This window comes from Streptomyces sp. NPDC057249 (assembly GCF_042669245.1).
Taxonomy (GTDB): Bacteria; Actinomycetota; Actinomycetes; order Streptomycetales; family Streptomycetaceae; genus Streptomyces.
The window spans coordinates 44,536-60,678 of sequence record NZ_JBHUXS010000013.1 but is presented as its reverse complement, the minus strand read 5'-3'; the positions used below and the strand labels follow the sequence as shown (position 1 = coordinate 60,678).

The 16,143-nt window shown below is 72.0% G+C and carries 15 protein-coding genes; 11 read left to right on the top strand and 4 right to left on the bottom strand.

Annotated elements, in window-relative coordinates:
• The first annotated feature begins 136 nt into the window (after positions 1-136).
• The 4 genes from hutU (at position 137) to hutI (ending at position 5,746) form a co-directional block, all read left to right on the top strand.
• Positions 137-1,798 carry a urocanate hydratase gene (hutU, locus tag ACFUJY_RS23550; RefSeq protein WP_383302861.1) on the top strand — a complete coding sequence of 554 codons (1,662 nt, stop codon included), beginning with the start codon at positions 137-139 and terminating at the stop codon, positions 1,796-1,798.
• Positions 1,799-1,917: 119 nt separating this feature from the next.
• Positions 1,918-3,129: an allantoate amidohydrolase gene (locus ACFUJY_RS23545; protein WP_383302859.1), complete on the top strand. Its 1,212-nt coding sequence runs from the start codon at positions 1,918-1,920 to the stop codon at positions 3,127-3,129.
• Positions 3,120-4,505, top strand: coding sequence for a formimidoylglutamate deiminase (locus ACFUJY_RS23540; RefSeq protein WP_383302856.1), 1,386 nt, complete (start codon positions 3,120-3,122; stop codon positions 4,503-4,505). Before ACFUJY_RS23545 ends, ACFUJY_RS23540 begins: the two co-directional genes overlap by 10 nt.
• Positions 4,506-4,573: 68 nt before the next feature.
• Positions 4,574-5,746, top strand: coding sequence for an imidazolonepropionase (gene hutI, locus ACFUJY_RS23535; protein ID WP_383302854.1), 1,173 nt, complete (start codon positions 4,574-4,576; stop codon positions 5,744-5,746).
• 91 nt (positions 5,747-5,837) lie between these two features.
• Here the strand turns inward: hutI and ACFUJY_RS23530 are convergent, their stop codons facing one another.
• Positions 5,838-6,734, bottom strand: coding sequence for an RNA polymerase sigma factor SigF (locus ACFUJY_RS23530; RefSeq protein ID WP_383302851.1), 897 nt, complete (start codon positions 6,732-6,734; stop codon positions 5,838-5,840).
• A 287-nt stretch (positions 6,735-7,021) separates the two neighbouring features.
• Between ACFUJY_RS23530 and ACFUJY_RS23525 the strand changes: the two genes are divergently transcribed.
• Positions 7,022-7,390, top strand: a complete 369-nt coding sequence (locus ACFUJY_RS23525) for an STAS domain-containing protein (protein ID WP_383302848.1) — start codon at positions 7,022-7,024, stop codon at positions 7,388-7,390.
• 245 nt (positions 7,391-7,635) lie between these two features.
• Positions 7,636-8,145 carry an ATP-binding protein gene (locus ACFUJY_RS23520; RefSeq protein WP_383302846.1) on the top strand — a complete coding sequence of 170 codons (510 nt, stop codon included), beginning with the start codon at positions 7,636-7,638 and terminating at the stop codon, positions 8,143-8,145.
• Between the two features lie 90 nt (positions 8,146-8,235).
• Here the strand turns inward: ACFUJY_RS23520 and ACFUJY_RS23515 are convergent, their stop codons facing one another.
• Entirely contained in the window at positions 8,236-9,732 is a 1,497-nt protein-coding gene (locus tag ACFUJY_RS23515; RefSeq protein ID WP_383302844.1) for a peptide MFS transporter, read from the bottom strand.
• Between the two features lie 425 nt (positions 9,733-10,157).
• Here ACFUJY_RS23515 and ACFUJY_RS23510 point away from each other — a divergent pair, with 425 nt between their 5' ends.
• Together ACFUJY_RS23510 and ACFUJY_RS23505 are read left to right on the top strand one after the other, a co-directional pair.
• The gene (locus tag ACFUJY_RS23510; protein ID WP_018104033.1) at positions 10,158-10,835 is read left to right on the top strand and encodes a response regulator transcription factor; all 678 of its coding nucleotides are present in this window, start codon (positions 10,158-10,160) and stop codon (positions 10,833-10,835) included.
• A 57-nt stretch (positions 10,836-10,892) separates the two neighbouring features.
• Positions 10,893-12,158, top strand: a complete 1,266-nt coding sequence (locus tag ACFUJY_RS23505; protein ID WP_383302841.1) for an ATP-binding protein — start codon at positions 10,893-10,895, stop codon at positions 12,156-12,158.
• A 3-nt stretch (positions 12,159-12,161) separates the two neighbouring features.
• On the opposite strand, the gene ACFUJY_RS23500 is transcribed toward ACFUJY_RS23505, so the two are convergent.
• Entirely contained in the window at positions 12,162-12,695 is a 534-nt protein-coding gene (locus tag ACFUJY_RS23500; protein WP_383302838.1) for a GtrA family protein, read from the bottom strand.
• Between the two features lie 98 nt (positions 12,696-12,793).
• Here ACFUJY_RS23500 and ACFUJY_RS23495 point away from each other — a divergent pair, with 98 nt between their 5' ends.
• The 3 genes from ACFUJY_RS23495 to ACFUJY_RS23485 are packed head-to-tail and all read left to right on the top strand — an operon-like array spanning position 12,794 to position 15,732.
• The gene (locus ACFUJY_RS23495) at positions 12,794-13,993 is read left to right on the top strand and encodes a 5-(carboxyamino)imidazole ribonucleotide synthase (RefSeq protein WP_383302835.1); all 1,200 of its coding nucleotides are present in this window, start codon (positions 12,794-12,796) and stop codon (positions 13,991-13,993) included.
• The gene (gene purE / locus ACFUJY_RS23490; protein WP_383302833.1) at positions 13,990-14,529 is read left to right on the top strand and encodes a 5-(carboxyamino)imidazole ribonucleotide mutase; all 540 of its coding nucleotides are present in this window, start codon (positions 13,990-13,992) and stop codon (positions 14,527-14,529) included. The genes ACFUJY_RS23495 and purE overlap by 4 nt, the downstream gene beginning before the upstream one ends.
• A gap of 6 nt (positions 14,530-14,535) precedes the next feature.
• Positions 14,536-15,732 carry a dipeptidase gene (locus ACFUJY_RS23485; RefSeq protein ID WP_383302831.1) on the top strand — a complete coding sequence of 399 codons (1,197 nt, stop codon included), beginning with the start codon at positions 14,536-14,538 and terminating at the stop codon, positions 15,730-15,732.
• A gap of 21 nt (positions 15,733-15,753) precedes the next feature.
• Here the strand turns inward: ACFUJY_RS23485 and ACFUJY_RS23480 are convergent, their stop codons facing one another.
• Positions 15,754-16,113, bottom strand: coding sequence for a VOC family protein (locus ACFUJY_RS23480; RefSeq protein WP_383302829.1), 360 nt, complete (start codon positions 16,111-16,113; stop codon positions 15,754-15,756).
• Positions 16,114-16,143: the final 30 nt, after the last annotated feature.

Here is a 16,143-nt window from a genome sequence, read left to right as displayed (position 1 = left end):
GGCGGTTGGTGGAGAATGCCCCGCCGCGTGCCGCTTCCGGCGGACCGGTGGGTCCGCGCGGCCCCGCCTGTTGACTGGTCGTATTCAGCCGCTCAAGATGTGAATAGAAAAATCACAGTCGCGAGGAGGCACCGCCATGTCAGGACCCCGCCCCGTACGGGCGCCGCGCGGTACGGAACTGACCGCCCTGGGATGGCAGCAGGAAGCCGCCCTGCGGATGCTCCAGAACAACCTCGACCCCGAGGTCGCCGAGCACCCCGACAAGCTCGTCGTCTACGGCGGCACCGGCAAGGCGGCCCGCGACTGGCGCTCGTTCGACGCGATGGTCCGTACGCTGCGCACGCTCAAGCAGGACGAGACGATGCTCGTCCAGTCCGGGCGGCCGGTCGGCGTCATGCAGACCCATGAGTGGGCGCCGCGCGTCCTGATCGCCAACTCCAACCTGGTCGGCGACTGGGCGAACTGGGAGGAGTTCCGCCGCCTGGAGGCGCTCGGACTCACCATGTACGGCCAGATGACCGCCGGTTCCTGGATCTACATCGGCACCCAGGGCATCCTCCAGGGCACCTACGAGACCTTCGCCGCCGTCGCCGCGAAAAAGTTCGGCGGAACGCTGGCCGGCACGATCACCCTGACCGCCGGACTCGGCGGCATGGGCGGCGCCCAGCCGCTCGCCGTGACCATGAACGACGGCGTCGCGATCTGCATCGACTGCGACCCGCGCGCCATCGAGCGCCGCATCGAGCACCGCTACCTGGACGTGAAGGCCGACTCCCTGGAGCACGCGCTCCAGCTCGCCGTCGAGGCCCGGGACGCCCGCCGCCCGCTCTCCATCGGCCTCCTGGGCAACGCGGCGGAGCTGCTGCCGCGGATGCTCGCCGAGGGCGCCCCCATCGACATCGTCACCGACCAGACCAGCGCGCACGACCCGCTGGCCTACCTGCCGGCCGGCGTCGACTTCGACGACATGGCCTCGTACGCGGCCGAGAAGCCCGCCGACTTCACCGGCCGGGCCCGCGAGTCGATGGCCCGGCACGTCGAGGCGATGGTCGGCTTCATGGACGCCGGCGCGGAGGTCTTCGACTACGGCAACTCCATCCGGGGGGAGGCGCAGCTCGCCGGGTACGCGCGCGCCTTCGACTTCCCCGGCTTCGTCCCCGCCTACATCCGGCCGCTGTTCTGCGAGGGGAAGGGCCCCTTCCGCTGGGCCGCCCTGTCCGGCGAGGCGTCCGACATCCACAAGACGGACAAGGCGCTGCTCGAACTCTTCCCGGAGAACGAGTCCCTGCACCGCTGGATCAGGATGGCCGGCGAGCGCGTCCACTTCCAGGGCCTGCCCGCCCGCATCTGCTGGCTCGGCTACGGCGAACGCGACCGGGCCGGCGAGCGCTTCAACGACATGGTGGCGAGCGGCGAACTCGCGGCGCCGCTGGCGATCGGGCGCGACCACCTGGACTGCGGGTCCGTCGCCTCCCCGTACCGCGAGACCGAGGCCATGCTCGACGGCTCGGACGCGATCGCCGACTGGCCGCTGCTGAACGCCATGGTCAACGTGGCGTCGGGCGCCTCCTGGGTCTCCCTGCACCACGGCGGCGGTGTCGGCATGGGCCGGTCCATCCACGCCGGGCAGGTGACCGTCGCGGACGGCACCGGGCTGGCCGGCGAGAAGATCCGGCGGGTGCTGACGAACGACCCGGGCATGGGCGTGATCCGGCACGTCGACGCGGGCTACGAGGCCGCGGACGCGGTGGCTGCGGACAAGGGTGTGCGGGTGCCGATGCGGGAGGGCGGGGCGTGACGGCCGTGCGGCCGGGTGGGGCGGGGGGTGGTGCGGGTACGCCGCCGGGTGCGGGTTCCGTTGTGCCCACCCGTTCCGCCCTGCGGAACGATTGCCCACAACGCGGGTCCTTCCAGGAGATGTGGCGGGAGCTTGCTCCCATTGGGCGGCACGCCGACAGCGGGGGATACCGGCGGTACGCGTGGACGGCCGCCGACGCCGAGTGCCGGGCGTGGTTCCGGGCGCAGGCCGAGGCCCGGGGGCTGACGGTCGAGACCGACCGGAACGGCAACCAGTGGGCCTGGCTCGGGGACCCGCTCGCCGGGGACGCCGTCGTCACCGGCTCGCACCTCGACTCGGTGCCCGACGGCGGCGCCTTCGACGGACCGCTCGGCGTCGTCTCCTCGTTCGCCGCGCTCGATGAACTCCGCCGCAGGGGAGTGGAGTTCACCAAGCCGCTGGCCATCACCAACTTCGGGGACGAGGAGGGCGCCCGGTTCGGCCTCGCCTGCGTCGGCTCCCGGCTCGCCGCCGGACAGCTGACCGTCGAGGCGGCGCACCGGCTGCGCGACGCGGACGGCGTCACCCTCCCGCAGGCCATGTCCGCCGCCGGACACGACCCCGACGCCATCGGCCCCGACCCCGAACGGCTCGCCCGGATCGGCGCGTTCGTGGAGCTCCACGTCGAGCAGGGCCGCGCCCTCGACCTCACCGGCGACCCCGTGGGCATCGCCTCCGCGATCTGGCCGCACGGGCGCTGGCGGTTCGACTTCCGGGGCGAGGCCAACCACGCGGGCACCACCCGGCTCGCCGACCGCCGGGACCCGATGCTCACGTACGCCGAGACCGTCCTCGCCGCCCGGCGGGAGGCGGAACTCGCGGGCGCCCTCGCCACCTTCGGCAAGGTCGCCGTCGAGCCCAACGGGGTCAATGCCATCCCGTCCCTCGTGCGCGGCTGGCTCGACTCGCGCGCCGCCGACCAGGACACCCTGGACACCGTCGTCACCGCCGTCGAGCGCGCCGCCCGGGAGCACGCGGACCGGGCCGGCATCGACCTCGACGTCGTCCGCGAGTCCTTCACGCCCGTGGTCGAGTTCCGGCACGCCCTGCGCGACGAGCTGGCCACCCTGCTCAAGGGCTCCGCCCGCGGCACCGGCCGCCCGGTGCCCGTGCTCGGCACCGGCGCCGGGCACGACGCGGGTATTTTGTCCGCTTCGGTCCCGACCGCCATGCTGTTCGTACGGAACCCGACCGGCATCTCGCACTCGCCGGCCGAACACGCCGCCGAGGACGACTGCGCGGCCGGGGTCACCGCACTCGCCGACGTACTGGAAGGTCTCGCGTGCCGCTGACGACGGAGGCGACGGGCACACCCGTCACCAAGACGTACTGGCTGTCCCACGCCTGGCTCGGCACCCATGTCGAGCCGGGCGTCGCCCTGGACGTGTCCGACGGGCGGATCGCCCGCGTACGCACCGGGGTGGACACCGCACCGCCCGGCGCCACCGCGCTGCGCGGCCTCACCCTGCCCGGCCTGGCCAACACCCACTCGCACGCCTTCCACCGCGCCCTGCGCTCCACCGTCCAGGTGGGCTCGGGCACCTTCTGGACCTGGCGCGAGACCATGTACCAGGTCGCGTCCCGGCTCACGCCCGACACCTACTACGCGCTGGCCCGCGCCGTGTACGCGGAGATGGCGCTCGCGGGCATCACCGCGGTCGGCGAATTCCACTATCTGCACCACGCGCCCGGCGGCACGCCCTACGACAACCCCAACGCCATGGGCGAGGCCCTGATCGCGGCCGCCCGCGCGGCCGGCATCCGGATCACCCTGCTCGACACCGCCTACCTCTCCGCCGGATTCGGCTCCGGGCCCGACGACTACCGGGAGCCCGACCGGCACCAGGCGCGCTTCAGCGACGGGACCGCCGACGCCTGGGCCGAACGCGCCGCCCTCCTCAAGGGCGACGACCACACGGTCATCGGCGCCGCCGTCCACTCCGTGCGGGCGGTCCCGGCCGGGCAGCTCGCCACCGTCGCCCGCTGGGCCGAGGAGCGGCAGGCCCCCCTGCACGTCCACCTCTCCGAGCAGACCGCCGAGAACGACGCCTGCCTCGCCGCCCACGGACGCACCCCGGCCCGGCTCCTCGCCGACCACGGCGTCCTCGGACCCCGCACCACCGGCGTCCACAACACCCACCTCACCGACGAGGACATCGCCCTCATCGGCGCCACCTCCACCGGCACCTGCATGTGCCCGACCACCGAACGGGACCTCGCCGACGGCATCGGCCCTGCCGCCGCGCTCCAGCACGCCGGCTCCCCGCTCTCGCTCGGCAGCGACAGCCACGCGGTGATCGACCTCTTCGAGGAGGCCCGCGCGATGGAGCTGAACGAGCGCCTGCGCACCCGCAGGCGCGGCCACTGGACGGCCGCCGCCCTGCTGCGCGCCGCCTCCGCCGACGGCCACGCCGCGCTCGGCCGGCCCGGAGCGGGCGTCCTCGAACCGGGCGCCCCCGCCGACCTGGTGACCCTCGCGCTCGACTCCGTCAGGACAGCGGGACCGGTGCCACGACTGGCAGCGGAGACCGCCGTATTCGCCGCCTCCGCAGCGGACGTCCGCCACACCGTGGTGGCGGGGCGCCACCTCGTGCGCGACGGGCGGCACACCCTGGTGGACGACGTCCCCCGGGCGCTCGCCGAGGCCATCGGCGCCCTGCGTCCCTGAGCAGCGGCCCGGCGCACTTCCCCGGCTCCCACCGCCCCGGCTCCCACCGCAAGGAGAGCAGTCCCCCGATGACGACCACCGCCATCACCCACATCTCCGCACTGGTCACCAACGACCCCTCCCTCGGCGACGAGTCCCCCCTCGGACTGATCCGGGACGCGGCCCTCGTCATCGAGGGCGACCGCGTCGTCTGGACCGGCCCGTCCAGCAAAGCACCCGCCACTGACAACGCCGTCGACGCGGGCGGCCGGGCCGTGCTCCCCGGCTTCGTGGACTCCCACTCGCACCTGGTCTTCGCGGGCGACCGGACCCAGGAGTTCAACGCCCGGATGTCCGGCCGCCCCTACAGCGCGGGCGGCATCCGCACCACCGTTGCCGCCACCCGCGCCGCCACCGACGAACAGCTCTCCGCCAACGTCGCCCGCTACCTCTCCGAGGCCCTGCGCCAGGGCACCACCACCTTCGAGACCAAGTCCGGCTACGGCCTCACCGTCGAGGACGAGGCCCGCGCCCTGCGCGTCGCCGCCCGCCACACCGACGAGGTCACCTTCCTCGGCGCCCACATCGTCTCCCCGGACTACGCCGACGACCCGGCCGGTTACGTGGACCTGGTCACCGGCCCGATGCTCGACGCCTGCGCGCCGTACGCCCGCTGGATCGACGTCTTCTGCGAGCGCGGCGCCTTCGACGGGGACCAGGCGCGGGCGATCCTCACCGCGGGCCGCGCCCGGGGCCTGCACCCCCGGGTGCACGCCAACCAGCTCGGCCACGGCCCCGGCGTCCAGCTCGCCGTGGAGCTCGACGCCGCCTCCGCCGACCACTGCACCCATCTCACCGACGCGGACGTCGACGCCCTCGCCCAGTCGGACACCGTCGCGACGCTGCTGCCCGGCGCCGAGTTCTCCACACGCGCCGCCTGGCCGGACGCCCGCCGGCTGCTCGACGCGGGCGCCACCGTCGCCCTGTCCACGGACTGCAACCCGGGCTCCTCGTTCACGTCGTCCCTGCCGTTCTGCATCGCGCTCGCCGTGCGGGACATGGGCATGACCCCGGACGAGGCCCTCTGGTCCGCCACGGCGGGCGGCGCGGCGGCCCTGCGGCGCGACGACGTCGGCCGGCTCGCCCCGGGCGCCCGCGCCGACCTGGTGATCCTGGACGCGCCCAGCCACGTCCACCTCGCGTACCGGCCGGGCGTGCCGCTCGTGCACGAGGTGTGGCGGGCCGGCGCCCGCGTGGTCTGACCCCCTCAGGGCCGTCCCGGAAAGCGGAAGGACCTGCCCCGGCCGGGGCAGGTCCTTTCCGGCTGTCCGCGCGCACGGCGCGGGAGGCGGCTCACTCGTCCAGCGTCAGACCCCTGCGGAGCTTGACCAGGGTGCGCGAGAGCAGTCTCGACACGTGCATCTGGGAGATGCCCAGCTCCTCGCCGATCTCCGACTGCGTCATGTTGGCGACGAACCGGAGCGAGAGGATCTTGCGGTCCCGGCCCGGCAGCGAGGCGATGAGCGGCTTCAGGGACTCGACGTACTCGATGCCTTCGAGCCCGTGGTCCTCGTAACCGATCCGGTCGCTCAGCGCGCCCTCGTGCTCGTCCTCCTCGGGCTTGGCGTCGAGCGAGCTCGCGGTGTACGCGTTGCTGGCGGCCATGCCTTCCACGACCTCGTCGCGGGTGAGGCCGAGGCGGTCGGCGAGCTCGCCCACGGTGGGCGCCCGGTCGAGCTGCTGGGCGAGCTCGTCGCCCGCCTTGGCCAGGTCGAGCCGCAGCTCCTGCAGGCGGCGCGGGACGCGCACGGACCAGCTGGTGTCGCGGAAGAAACGCTTGATCTCGCCGACGATGGTCGGCATCGCGAAGGTCGGGAACTCGACGCCCCGGCTGAGCTCGAAGCGGTCGATCGCCTTGATCAGGCCGATCGTGCCGACCTGGACGATATCCTCCATCGGCTCGCTCCGGGAGCGGAACCGGGAGGCGGCGAACTTGACCAGGGCCAGGTTCAGCTCGACGAGCGTGTTGCGTACGTAGGAGTACTCCGGCGTGCCCTCTTCGAGGGTCTCCAGCCGGGTGAAGAGCGTCTTCGACAGGGCCCTGGCGTCAACCGCCCCCACCTCGGTGTAGGGCGGGATCTCGGGAAGTCCCTCAAGTCCGTCGAGCGCTTCGGTGTGTGATTCGGTCAGTCCCTGAGGACATGCCGACGGCGCGTTGTGGGTACGCGGTACGTCGAGCCGGGGTGACATGTGGTCTCCTCCATCGTTCTCGGCATATGGCTGCCGATGCCCATACGTGTTCCTGCGGTGAAGCGGCGCCTCCGAAGCCGGTCGCGTGTTTTTGGGGTCCCTCTACCCTTACCCGCTCGCCATGACTCGGTACAACCTCCAATTACCCGTATATGTCCGCTTTGTTGAGGTCTCTGGCTACCGCGTGGGCGAGGGAACGCGTACTGTTCCAAGAACATCAGTGACAGCTGTGCACGCATCCGCAGGACGGGGATGCGGACAGTGACGAGCGGTGAAGAGGGACGGGCATGGACCGCGGGACGGTCGGCAGTGCGAACCGGGGTCGGCTTCAGGTCGAGGTCCGGACCGAGGGGTGCAGCGAGGTGGTGACACCCGTGGGTGAGCTCGACCACCACACGGCGGATCTGCTGCGCGAGCCGCTGGAGAGCGCGGTCGAACAGGGGCGTGCGCGCCTGGTGGTCGACTGCTCGCGACTCGACTTCTGTGATTCCACCGGGCTGAACGTGCTGCTCGGTGCACGCCTCAAGGCGGAGGCAGCCGGGGGAGGGGTTCATTTGGCCGCGATGCAGCCCGTGGTGGCGCGGGTCTTCGAGATCACCGGGGCCGAGGCGGTATTCACCGTCCACGCCTCCCTCGCCGAGGCGCTGGAGACCTGACCGGGCCGCGCTCCGGCGTGCCCTGCCGCCTCGCCCGTCGCGTGAGTTACGCGATCCGCGAAGCGGTAAGGGGTGTGGTCTCGGTTCGGCCGGGCAGGAGATCTTCCGGCGAGCCCGGGCGGCCTGGCCCTCCGTGCCTGTGCGGTTCCTGTATCAGTGTCCGTATCGGTATTCAATAGTCGTATCTGTTCAATGGTTCTTATCTGTCCAATGGCGACATGGTGAATCGGTGAGGTGAAGCGCTGATGAGCACCACCCGGCAGCATCCGCCGGGCGACCTCGGCCGCGAGCCGGAGGGCGCGGGCGTTTCCTCCGCCGAGCCCGTCCGGCCGGCCGAGGCCGCCGAGCGGCAGTGGCGCACGCTGTCGTTGCGGGAGGCCACCGGCATCGTGCCGACGGCCCGTGATTTCGCCCGCCAGGCGCTCCACGACTGGGGCTGGCTGCCCGCGTCCAGCGCCGACCGCCGCGCCGCCGCGGAGGACGTCCTGCTGGTCGTCTCCGAGCTGGTCACCAACGCGTGCCTGCACGCGGGCGGTCCCGACGAGCTCCGGATCGCCCGCAGCGCCAAGGCGCTCCGCGTGGAGGTCGCCGACGGCGGCGCGGGCCAGCCCTCGCCGCGTACGCCGCACCGGGCCGGGCGCCCCGGCGGCCACGGCATGTTCATCGTGCAGCGGCTCTGCCTGGACTGGGGGGTCGTGCGCGTGCCGGGCGAGCCCGGCAAGACCGTGTGGGCGGAGCTGGCCGCCCCGGCGTAACGGCGTCCCGGGGCACCAGGCGTACGGAAGGGCCGCCGCACCGGCGAATCGGTGCGGCGGCCCTTCCGTCTTCCCGTACGGGCTACGGGATCAGTGCACGTCGCCCATGTTCCGGGAGACCTTCTTGCGGTACATCCAGATGCCCACACCGGCGATGACCGCGAGGACCGCCTCGAAGGCGACCGCTCCCGTGGTGTCCAGGTCGACCCCGATCGCCGGGGCCGTCAGCAGACCGGTCAGGGAGTCGCCCGCGGTGACCGCGAGGAACCACACGCCCATCATCTGCGCGCTGTACTTCGCCGGGGCCATCTTGGTGGTCACCGACAGGCCGACCGGCGAGAGGCACAGCTCCGCGACCGTCTGGATGAAGTAGATCGCCACCAGCCACATCGGGCTGACCCGGCCGCCGTTGGCGGCGGTGTCGATCAGCGGGATCAGGAAGACGACGAAGGAGATGCCGATCAGCACGAGGCTGGAGGCGAACTTGACGGCGGTGCTCGGCTCCTTGCCGCGCTTGTTCAGCCACAGCCAGCCCGAGGCGACCACGGGGGCGATCGCCATGATGAAGATCGGGTTCAGCGACTGGTACCAGGACGTCGGGAAGTCGAAGCCCAGCAGGTGGTTCGTGGTCGAGTTCTCGCCGAAGATCGACAGGGTCGAGCCGTTCTGGTCGTAGATCATCCAGAAGACGGCGGCGACCACGAAGAACCAGATGTACCCCGACAGCTTGGACTGCTCGGTCGACGTCAGCTCCTTGTCGCGCTTCATGCGCGTCAGGACCGCGACCGGGATGACCAGACCGGCGATGCTCAGCGGCACGGTGGCCCAGTCGGCGAAGTTGCCCGTGACGGCCATCAGGCCGTACAGGACGGCCGCGACGGCCAGCCAGATCAGGCCCTTGCGCAGGGCGGACCGCTTCTCCTGCTCGGTGGCGGGCGTCGCCACGACGTCGCTCTGCGGGCTCAGGTGGCGGGTGCCGAGCATGAACTGCGCGAGGCCCAGGGCCATGCCGAGCGCCGCGAGCGCGAAGCCGAAGTGCCAGTTGACGTTCTCGCCGACGGTGCCGATGGTCAGCGGGGCGAGGAAGGCACCCACGTTGATGCCGATGTAGAAGAGCGTGAAGCCACCGTCGCGGCGCGGGTCCTCCGGGCCGTCGTAGAGGTGGCCGACCATCGTGGAGATGTTCGCCTTCAGCAGCCCGGAACCGAGCGCCACGAGCACCAGGCCCGCGAAGAAGGTCACCGAGTTCGGCACGGCGAGCGTGATGTGGCCGAGGATGACGACGGCGCCGCCGATGGCGACCGTCTTGCGCGGCCCCCAGAAGCGGTCGGCCATCCAGCCGCCGGGCATGGCGAGCAGGTAGACCATCGCCATGTAGACCGAGTAGATCGCCGTGGCCGTGGTGGCGTTCATGTGCATGCCGCCGGGCGCGATCAGATACAGCGGGAGCAGTGCCTTCATGCCGTAGAAGCTGTAACGCTCCCACATCTCGGTCATGAAGAGCGTGGCCAGGCCCCGGGGGTGGCCGAAGAAGGTCTTCTCGCCACCAGCGGTGCTCGACGGGTCCTTCGTCAGGCTGGACGCCATGATCGATCCTTGTGTGCTCGGGACGCGGCGCCTCGATGAAGCGGGTACGCGCCCGGTGGGGGGAGGCCGGCACCGCCGCGCGTACGCCCATCCGCGGCGGGATCCACACCCGGAGCGCCTTCATCGGCGGTCCGGGCCCGGCCCACAGGTCATTCACTGAAACTTCCGGACCGGCGGGTACCGGCCCCGCACACAAAAGAGACCCTTGGCGCTCAGAGCTGCCCAAAGGTCCTTGAGTAGTGCAATAGGCGTTGAGACACCATACGACACGACAGAGCCCGATATGGAAGGACTTGAGAGATGGATCACAGGTCCAGGTGCAACCACACTCGCATATTCGAAGGTCCTCCCGGTAACGGCGCCCAGTCCCGCAGGGCTCTCGGATCACCTCCCGGGCTGTCCGCCGCGCGGACTACCATCAGTGCATGACCCGTGTACTGCTCGCCGAGGACGACGCATCCATCTCGGAGCCGCTGGCCCGCGCCCTGCGGCGGGAGGGGTACGAGGTCGAGGTGCGGGAAGACGGACCGACGGCGCTCGACGCCGGACTCCAGGGCGGCATCGACCTGGTCGTGCTCGACCTGGGGCTGCCCGGGATGGACGGTCTCGAAGTCGCCCGCCGGCTGCGTGCCGAGGGTCACACCGTGCCGGTCCTCGTCCTGACCGCCCGCGCGGACGAGGTGGACACGGTCGTCGGGCTCGACGCGGGCGCCGACGACTACGTCACCAAGCCCTTCCGCCTCGCCGAGCTCCTCGCCCGGGTCCGGGCCCTGCTGCGGCGCGGCGCCACCGAGCCCGCCCCCCAGCCCGCCACGCACGGCGTCCGCATCGACGTCGAATCGCACCGGGCCTGGATGGGCGAGGAGGAATTGCAGCTCACCGCGAAGGAGTTCGACCTCCTGCGGGTCCTCGTCCGGGACGCGGGCCGGGTCGTCACCCGCGACCAGCTGATGCGCGAGGTCTGGGACACCACGTGGTGGTCGTCCACCAAGACGCTCGACATGCACATCTCCTGGCTCCGCAAGAAGCTCGGCGACGACGCCGCCAACCCGCGCTACATCGCCACGGTCCGGGGCGTCGGCTTCCGCTTCGAGAAGAGCTAGCACCTGTAGCGTCCCCGGAGTCCGACCGCCCGAGCCGACCGACGTACAGAAGCAGGCATGCGCCGACGACTGATCAACTCGACCCTCGCCGTCGTGCTCGTGGTGATCGCCGTCTTCGGCGTCTCCCTCGTCATCGTCGAGACCCGCACCATCAGCAGCAGCGCCCAGGAGAGCGTCGACTCCGAGGCGCTGCGGCTGATCAGCGTCATCGAGAGCCGGCTCCTGGGCTCCGAGCGGATCAACCCCGGGGTGCTCGCCGAGCAGATCGACGACAGGCGCTACGCCCTCGTCAAGATGCCCGGCCGCGCCCCCATCGAGGTCGGCGAGCGCCCCGGCGGCAGCGTGATCACCGCCACGGAGACCGGCGAGCACGGTGAGACGGTCACCGTCGAGGAGTCCCGTTCCGCCGTCACCCGCGAGGTCGGCCGCACGCTGATGATCATCGGCGCGGTGGCGCTGCTGGCCATCGTCTCCGCCGTCCTCCTCGCCGTACGCCAGGCCGACAAGCTCGCCTCGCCGCTCACCGACCTCGCGGAGACCGCCGAACGCCTCGGCTCCGGCGACCCCCGCCCGCGCCACAAGCGGTACGGGGTGCCCGAGCTGGACCGCGTCGCCGACGTCCTGGACTCCTCCGCCGAACGGATCGCCCGGATGCTGACCGCCGAACGCCGGCTCGCCGCGGACGCCTCCCACCAGCTGCGTACGCCGCTCACGGCCCTGTCCATGCGGATCGAGGAGATCTCGCTGACCGACGACCCGGAGACCGTGAAGGAGGAGGCGCACATCGCCCTCGCCCAGGTCGAACGGCTCACGGACGTGGTGGAGCGGCTGCTGACCAATGCCCGCGACCCCCGGACCGGCTCGGCGGTCGTCTTCGACCTGGACGAGGTCGTCAAGCAGCAGATCGAGGAGTGGCGTCCGGCCTACCGGAGCGAGGGCCGCGCCATCGTCTGCTCCGGCAAACACGGGCTGAGCGCCGTCGGCACCCCGGGCGCGGTCGCCCAGGTCCTGGCCGCGCTGATCGAGAACTCCCTGATGCACGGCGGCGGCACGGTCGCGCTGCGCACGAGGGTCACCGGCAACCAGGCGGTCATCGAGGTCACGGACGAGGGCCCCGGCGTCCCGGCGGACCTGGGCGCCCGGATCTTCGAGCGGACCATCAGCGGCCGCAACTCCACGGGCATCGGCCTCGCGGTCGCCCGCGACCTCGCCGAGGCGGACGGCGGACGCCTGGAACTCCTCCAGCAGCAGCCCCCGGTCTTCGCCCTCTTCCTGAGCCGCATGGCCCAGAACAGAACGGAACCGGAACGCCCGGTCAGGTAGCCGCTAGCGACGCGCGGGATCGGCCTCGACCCGGGCTCCCGGGGCGGGCACGGTCACGAGGCCCCCTTTGCCGGCAGCGGCCTCCGGCTCCTCGGCGACCGGCGCGGGCAGCGCCTTGAAGACCCACGTCCGGTACGACCAGAAGCGGAACAGCGTCGCGACGCCGATCCCGACGATCTTGAAGACGTTGCTCTGGACCGGGGTGTCCCAGCCGAACCCGTACGTCGCCACGTACAGCACGCCGGTCTCGATCACCGCGCCCACCGCGCTGAACAGCAGGAACAGGGTCAGCTCACGGGTCCGGCCGGTCTTGTCGCGGTCGCGGTACGTCCAGTAGCGGAAGCCCACGTAGTTGCAGAGGATCGCGACGAACGTGGCGAGCAGACCGGCCCGCACCGTGGGGATCTCCGTGTAGCGCCACAACAGGTTGGACACGGCCATGTTGACGACCAGACCGAAGGCGCCGACCACGCCGAACTTGGCGATCTCCCGGGCCAGCAGCTCCAGCCGGGCCCGCAGTGCGCCTCGCTCGCTCATGTGATCGCTCAGTCCGTCCGTAGGTCCCGCTCCGGGTTCCGTCAACCCGGCCATGCTAACCAGGTCGCCCGCCGGACGCCTGTGCGTACGGAACGCGTGTGGCGCGGGCCCGGCACCCGCCCACGGGCGCGGGCGGGTGGTGCGGATACCCTGGGAGCGTGACGTTCCCGGTAGTCGGCATGGTCGGTGGCGGTCAGCTCGCCCGTATGACCCACGAGGCGGGCATCCCCCTCGGCATCAAGTTCAAGCTCCTCAGCGACACCGCTCAGGACTCCGCGGCCCAGGTGGCGGGTGAGGTCGTCGTCGGCGACTACCGCGACCTGGAGACGCTGAGGACCTTCGCGCGCGGCTGTGACGTGATCACCTTCGATCACGAGCACGTGCCCACCGAGCATCTGCGGGCCCTGGAGGCGGACGGCATCCCCGTGCGCCCCGGCCCCGACGCTCTGGTGCACGCCCAGGACAAGGGGGTGATGCGCGCGAAGCTCACCGAGATCGGCGCGCCCTGCCCCCGCCACCGCCTCGTGGAGAACCCGGCCGACGTCGCGGCCTTCGCGGCGGAGGGCGGTGGCTTCCCGGTCGTCCTCAAGACCGTGCGCGGCGGCTACGACGGCAAGGGCGTCTGGGTGGTCCGCTCCGAGGCGGACGCGGCCGAGCCGTTCCGGGCCGGAGTCCCGGTGCTCGCCGAGGAGAAGGTCGACTTCGTACGGGAGCTGGCGGCGAACATCGTGCGCTCCCCGCACGGCCAGGCCGTCGCCTACCCGGTCGTCGAGTCCGTCCAGGTGGACGGCGTCTGCGACACGGTCATCGCCCCGGCCCCCGAGCTGGACGAGGCACTGGCGGGCGAGGCCCAGCAGCTCGCGCTGCGCATCGCCTCCGAGCTGGGCGTCGTCGGGCACCTCGCGGTCGAGCTGTTCGAGACCCGTGACGGCCGCATCCTCGTCAACGAGCTGGCCATGCGCCCGCACAACTCCGGCCACTGGACCATGGACGGCGCGATCACCTCGCAGTTCGCCAACCACGTCCGCGCGGTCCTGGACCTCCCCCTCGGCGACCCGCGCCCCCGCGCCCCCTGGACGGTCATGTGCAACGTCCTCGGCGGCGACTACCCGGACATGTACCAGGGCTACCTGCACTGCATGGCGCGCGACCCGCAGCTCAAGATCCACATGTACGGAAAGGACGTGAAGCCCGGCCGCAAGGTCGGACACGTCAACACCTACGGCGACGATCTGGCGGACGTGCGCGAGCGCGCCCGGCACGCGGCCGACTACCTGCGAGGAACGATCACCGAATGACCTCCCCCGCCTCCGCCGCGCCCGTCGTCGGCATCGTCATGGGCTCGGACTCCGACTGGCCCGTCATGGAAGCGGCGGCCAAGGCCCTGGACGAGTTCGCGATCCCGTACGAGGTCGACGTCGTCTCGGCCCACCGCATGCCGCGCGAGATGATCGCGTACGGCGAGAACGCGGCGGGCCGCGGCCTCAGGGCGATCATCGCGGGCGCGGGCGGCGCCGCCCACCTGCCCGGCATGCTCGCCTCGGTCACCCCGCTGCCCGTCATCGGCGTACCGGTCCCGCTGAAGTACCTGGACGGCATGGACAGCCTCATGTCCATCGTCCAGATGCCCGCCGGCATCCCCGTCGCCACGGTCTCCGTCGCCGGGGCGCGCAACGCCGGACTGCTGGCCGTCCGCATCCTGGCCGCTGCCGACCCCGAGCTCCAGGGCCGGATGACGGAGTTCCTGGGCGACCTGAACGACCAGGCGACCGAGAAGGGCAAGCGGCTGCGCCAGAAGGCGGCGGGCGCGGACTCCTTCGGCTTCGGGAAGTAGGGCACCATGACGGACCGACTGGACCGGGCCCGGGCACTCCTCGCCGAGTACCCGGTGGTCGACGGCCACAACGACCTGCCGTGGGCGCTGCGCGAGCAGGTCGGCTACGACCTGGCCGTACGCGACATCGCCACCGACCAGTCGGCCCACCTGCACACCGACATCCCCCGGCTCCGCGCCGGGGGCGTCGGCGCCCAGTTCTGGTCCGTCTACGTGCGCTCCGACCTCGCGGGCGACGCCGCCGTCAGCGCGACCCTGGAACAGATCGACGTCGTCGCCGAACTGCTCGACCGCTATCCGGCCGACCTCCGGGGCGCCCTGACCGCCGACGACATGGAGGCCGCCCGCGCCGAGGGCCGGATCGCCTCCCTGATGGGCGCCGAGGGCGGCCACTCCATCGCGAACTCGCTGGGGACCCTGCGCGGCCTGCACGCCCTGGGCGTCCGTTACATGACGCTCACCCACAACGACAACATCGCCTGGGCGGACTCCGCGACCGACGAGCCCGGGGTGGGCGGCCTCTCGCCGTTCGGCCACGAGGTCGTCCGCGAGATGAACCGCACCGGCATGCTGGTCGACCTCTCGCACGTCGCGGCGACGACCATGCGGGACGCGCTCACCACCTCCGTCGCGCCGGTGATGTTCTCGCACTCCTCCGCGCGCGCCGTCTGCGACCACCCGCGCAACATCCCCGACGACGTCCTCGGCCGGCTCCCGGCCAACGGCGGCATCGCCATGGCCACCTTCGTGCCGAAGTTCGTCCTGCCCGAGGCCGTCGCCTGGACGCGGGCGGCCGACGAGAACCTGCGCGCGCACGGGCTGCACCACCTGGACACCACCGAGCGCGCGATGAAGCTGCACGCCGCGTTCGAGGCGGCGAACCCGCGCCCGGCCGCGACCGCGGCCACCATCGCCGACCACCTCGACCACATGCGCGAGGTCGCCGGCGTCGACCACATCGGCATCGGCGGCGACTACGACGGCACCGCCTTCCTCCCGCAGGGCCTGGAGAGCGTCGCCGGCTACCCGAACCTGATCGCGGAGCTGCTGCGCCGGGGCTGGTCCGCCGCCGACCTGGCCAAGCTCACCTGGCAGAACGCCGTACGGGTGCTGCGCGCCGCCGAGGACGTGGCACGGGACCTGCGCGCCCGGCGCGGCCCGTCGCACGCCACGATCGAGGAGCTGGACGCCCCGGCGGCCTGAGCCGACGGGGCGCTCGCCCGGTCAGCAGGCGCAGAGGCAGAACGGGTGCCCCGCCGGGTCGGCGTACACCCGGAAGGTGCGCTCCCGGTCGTCCGCATCCAGCACCGTCGCACCCAGCGCCAGCACCTCCCGCTCCGCCGCGTCCAGGTCGTCCACGGTCAGGTCCAGGTGGAACTGCTGCGAGGCGTCGGCACTCGGCCACTTCGGCGGTACGAAGCCGGGGGCGGCCTGGAAGGCGAGCGGGGCGCCCGCACCTCCCCTGAGGTCCACCCAGTCCTCCTGCTGTTCCACCTCGCCGCCGATCAGCGCCGCGTAGAAGTTCGCCAGAGCGACGGGGTCGGGGCAGTCCAGGACGACGGCACCCACTGCGGCCAGAGCCATGTTGCTTCCTCCTCGGGCAGACTACGGACA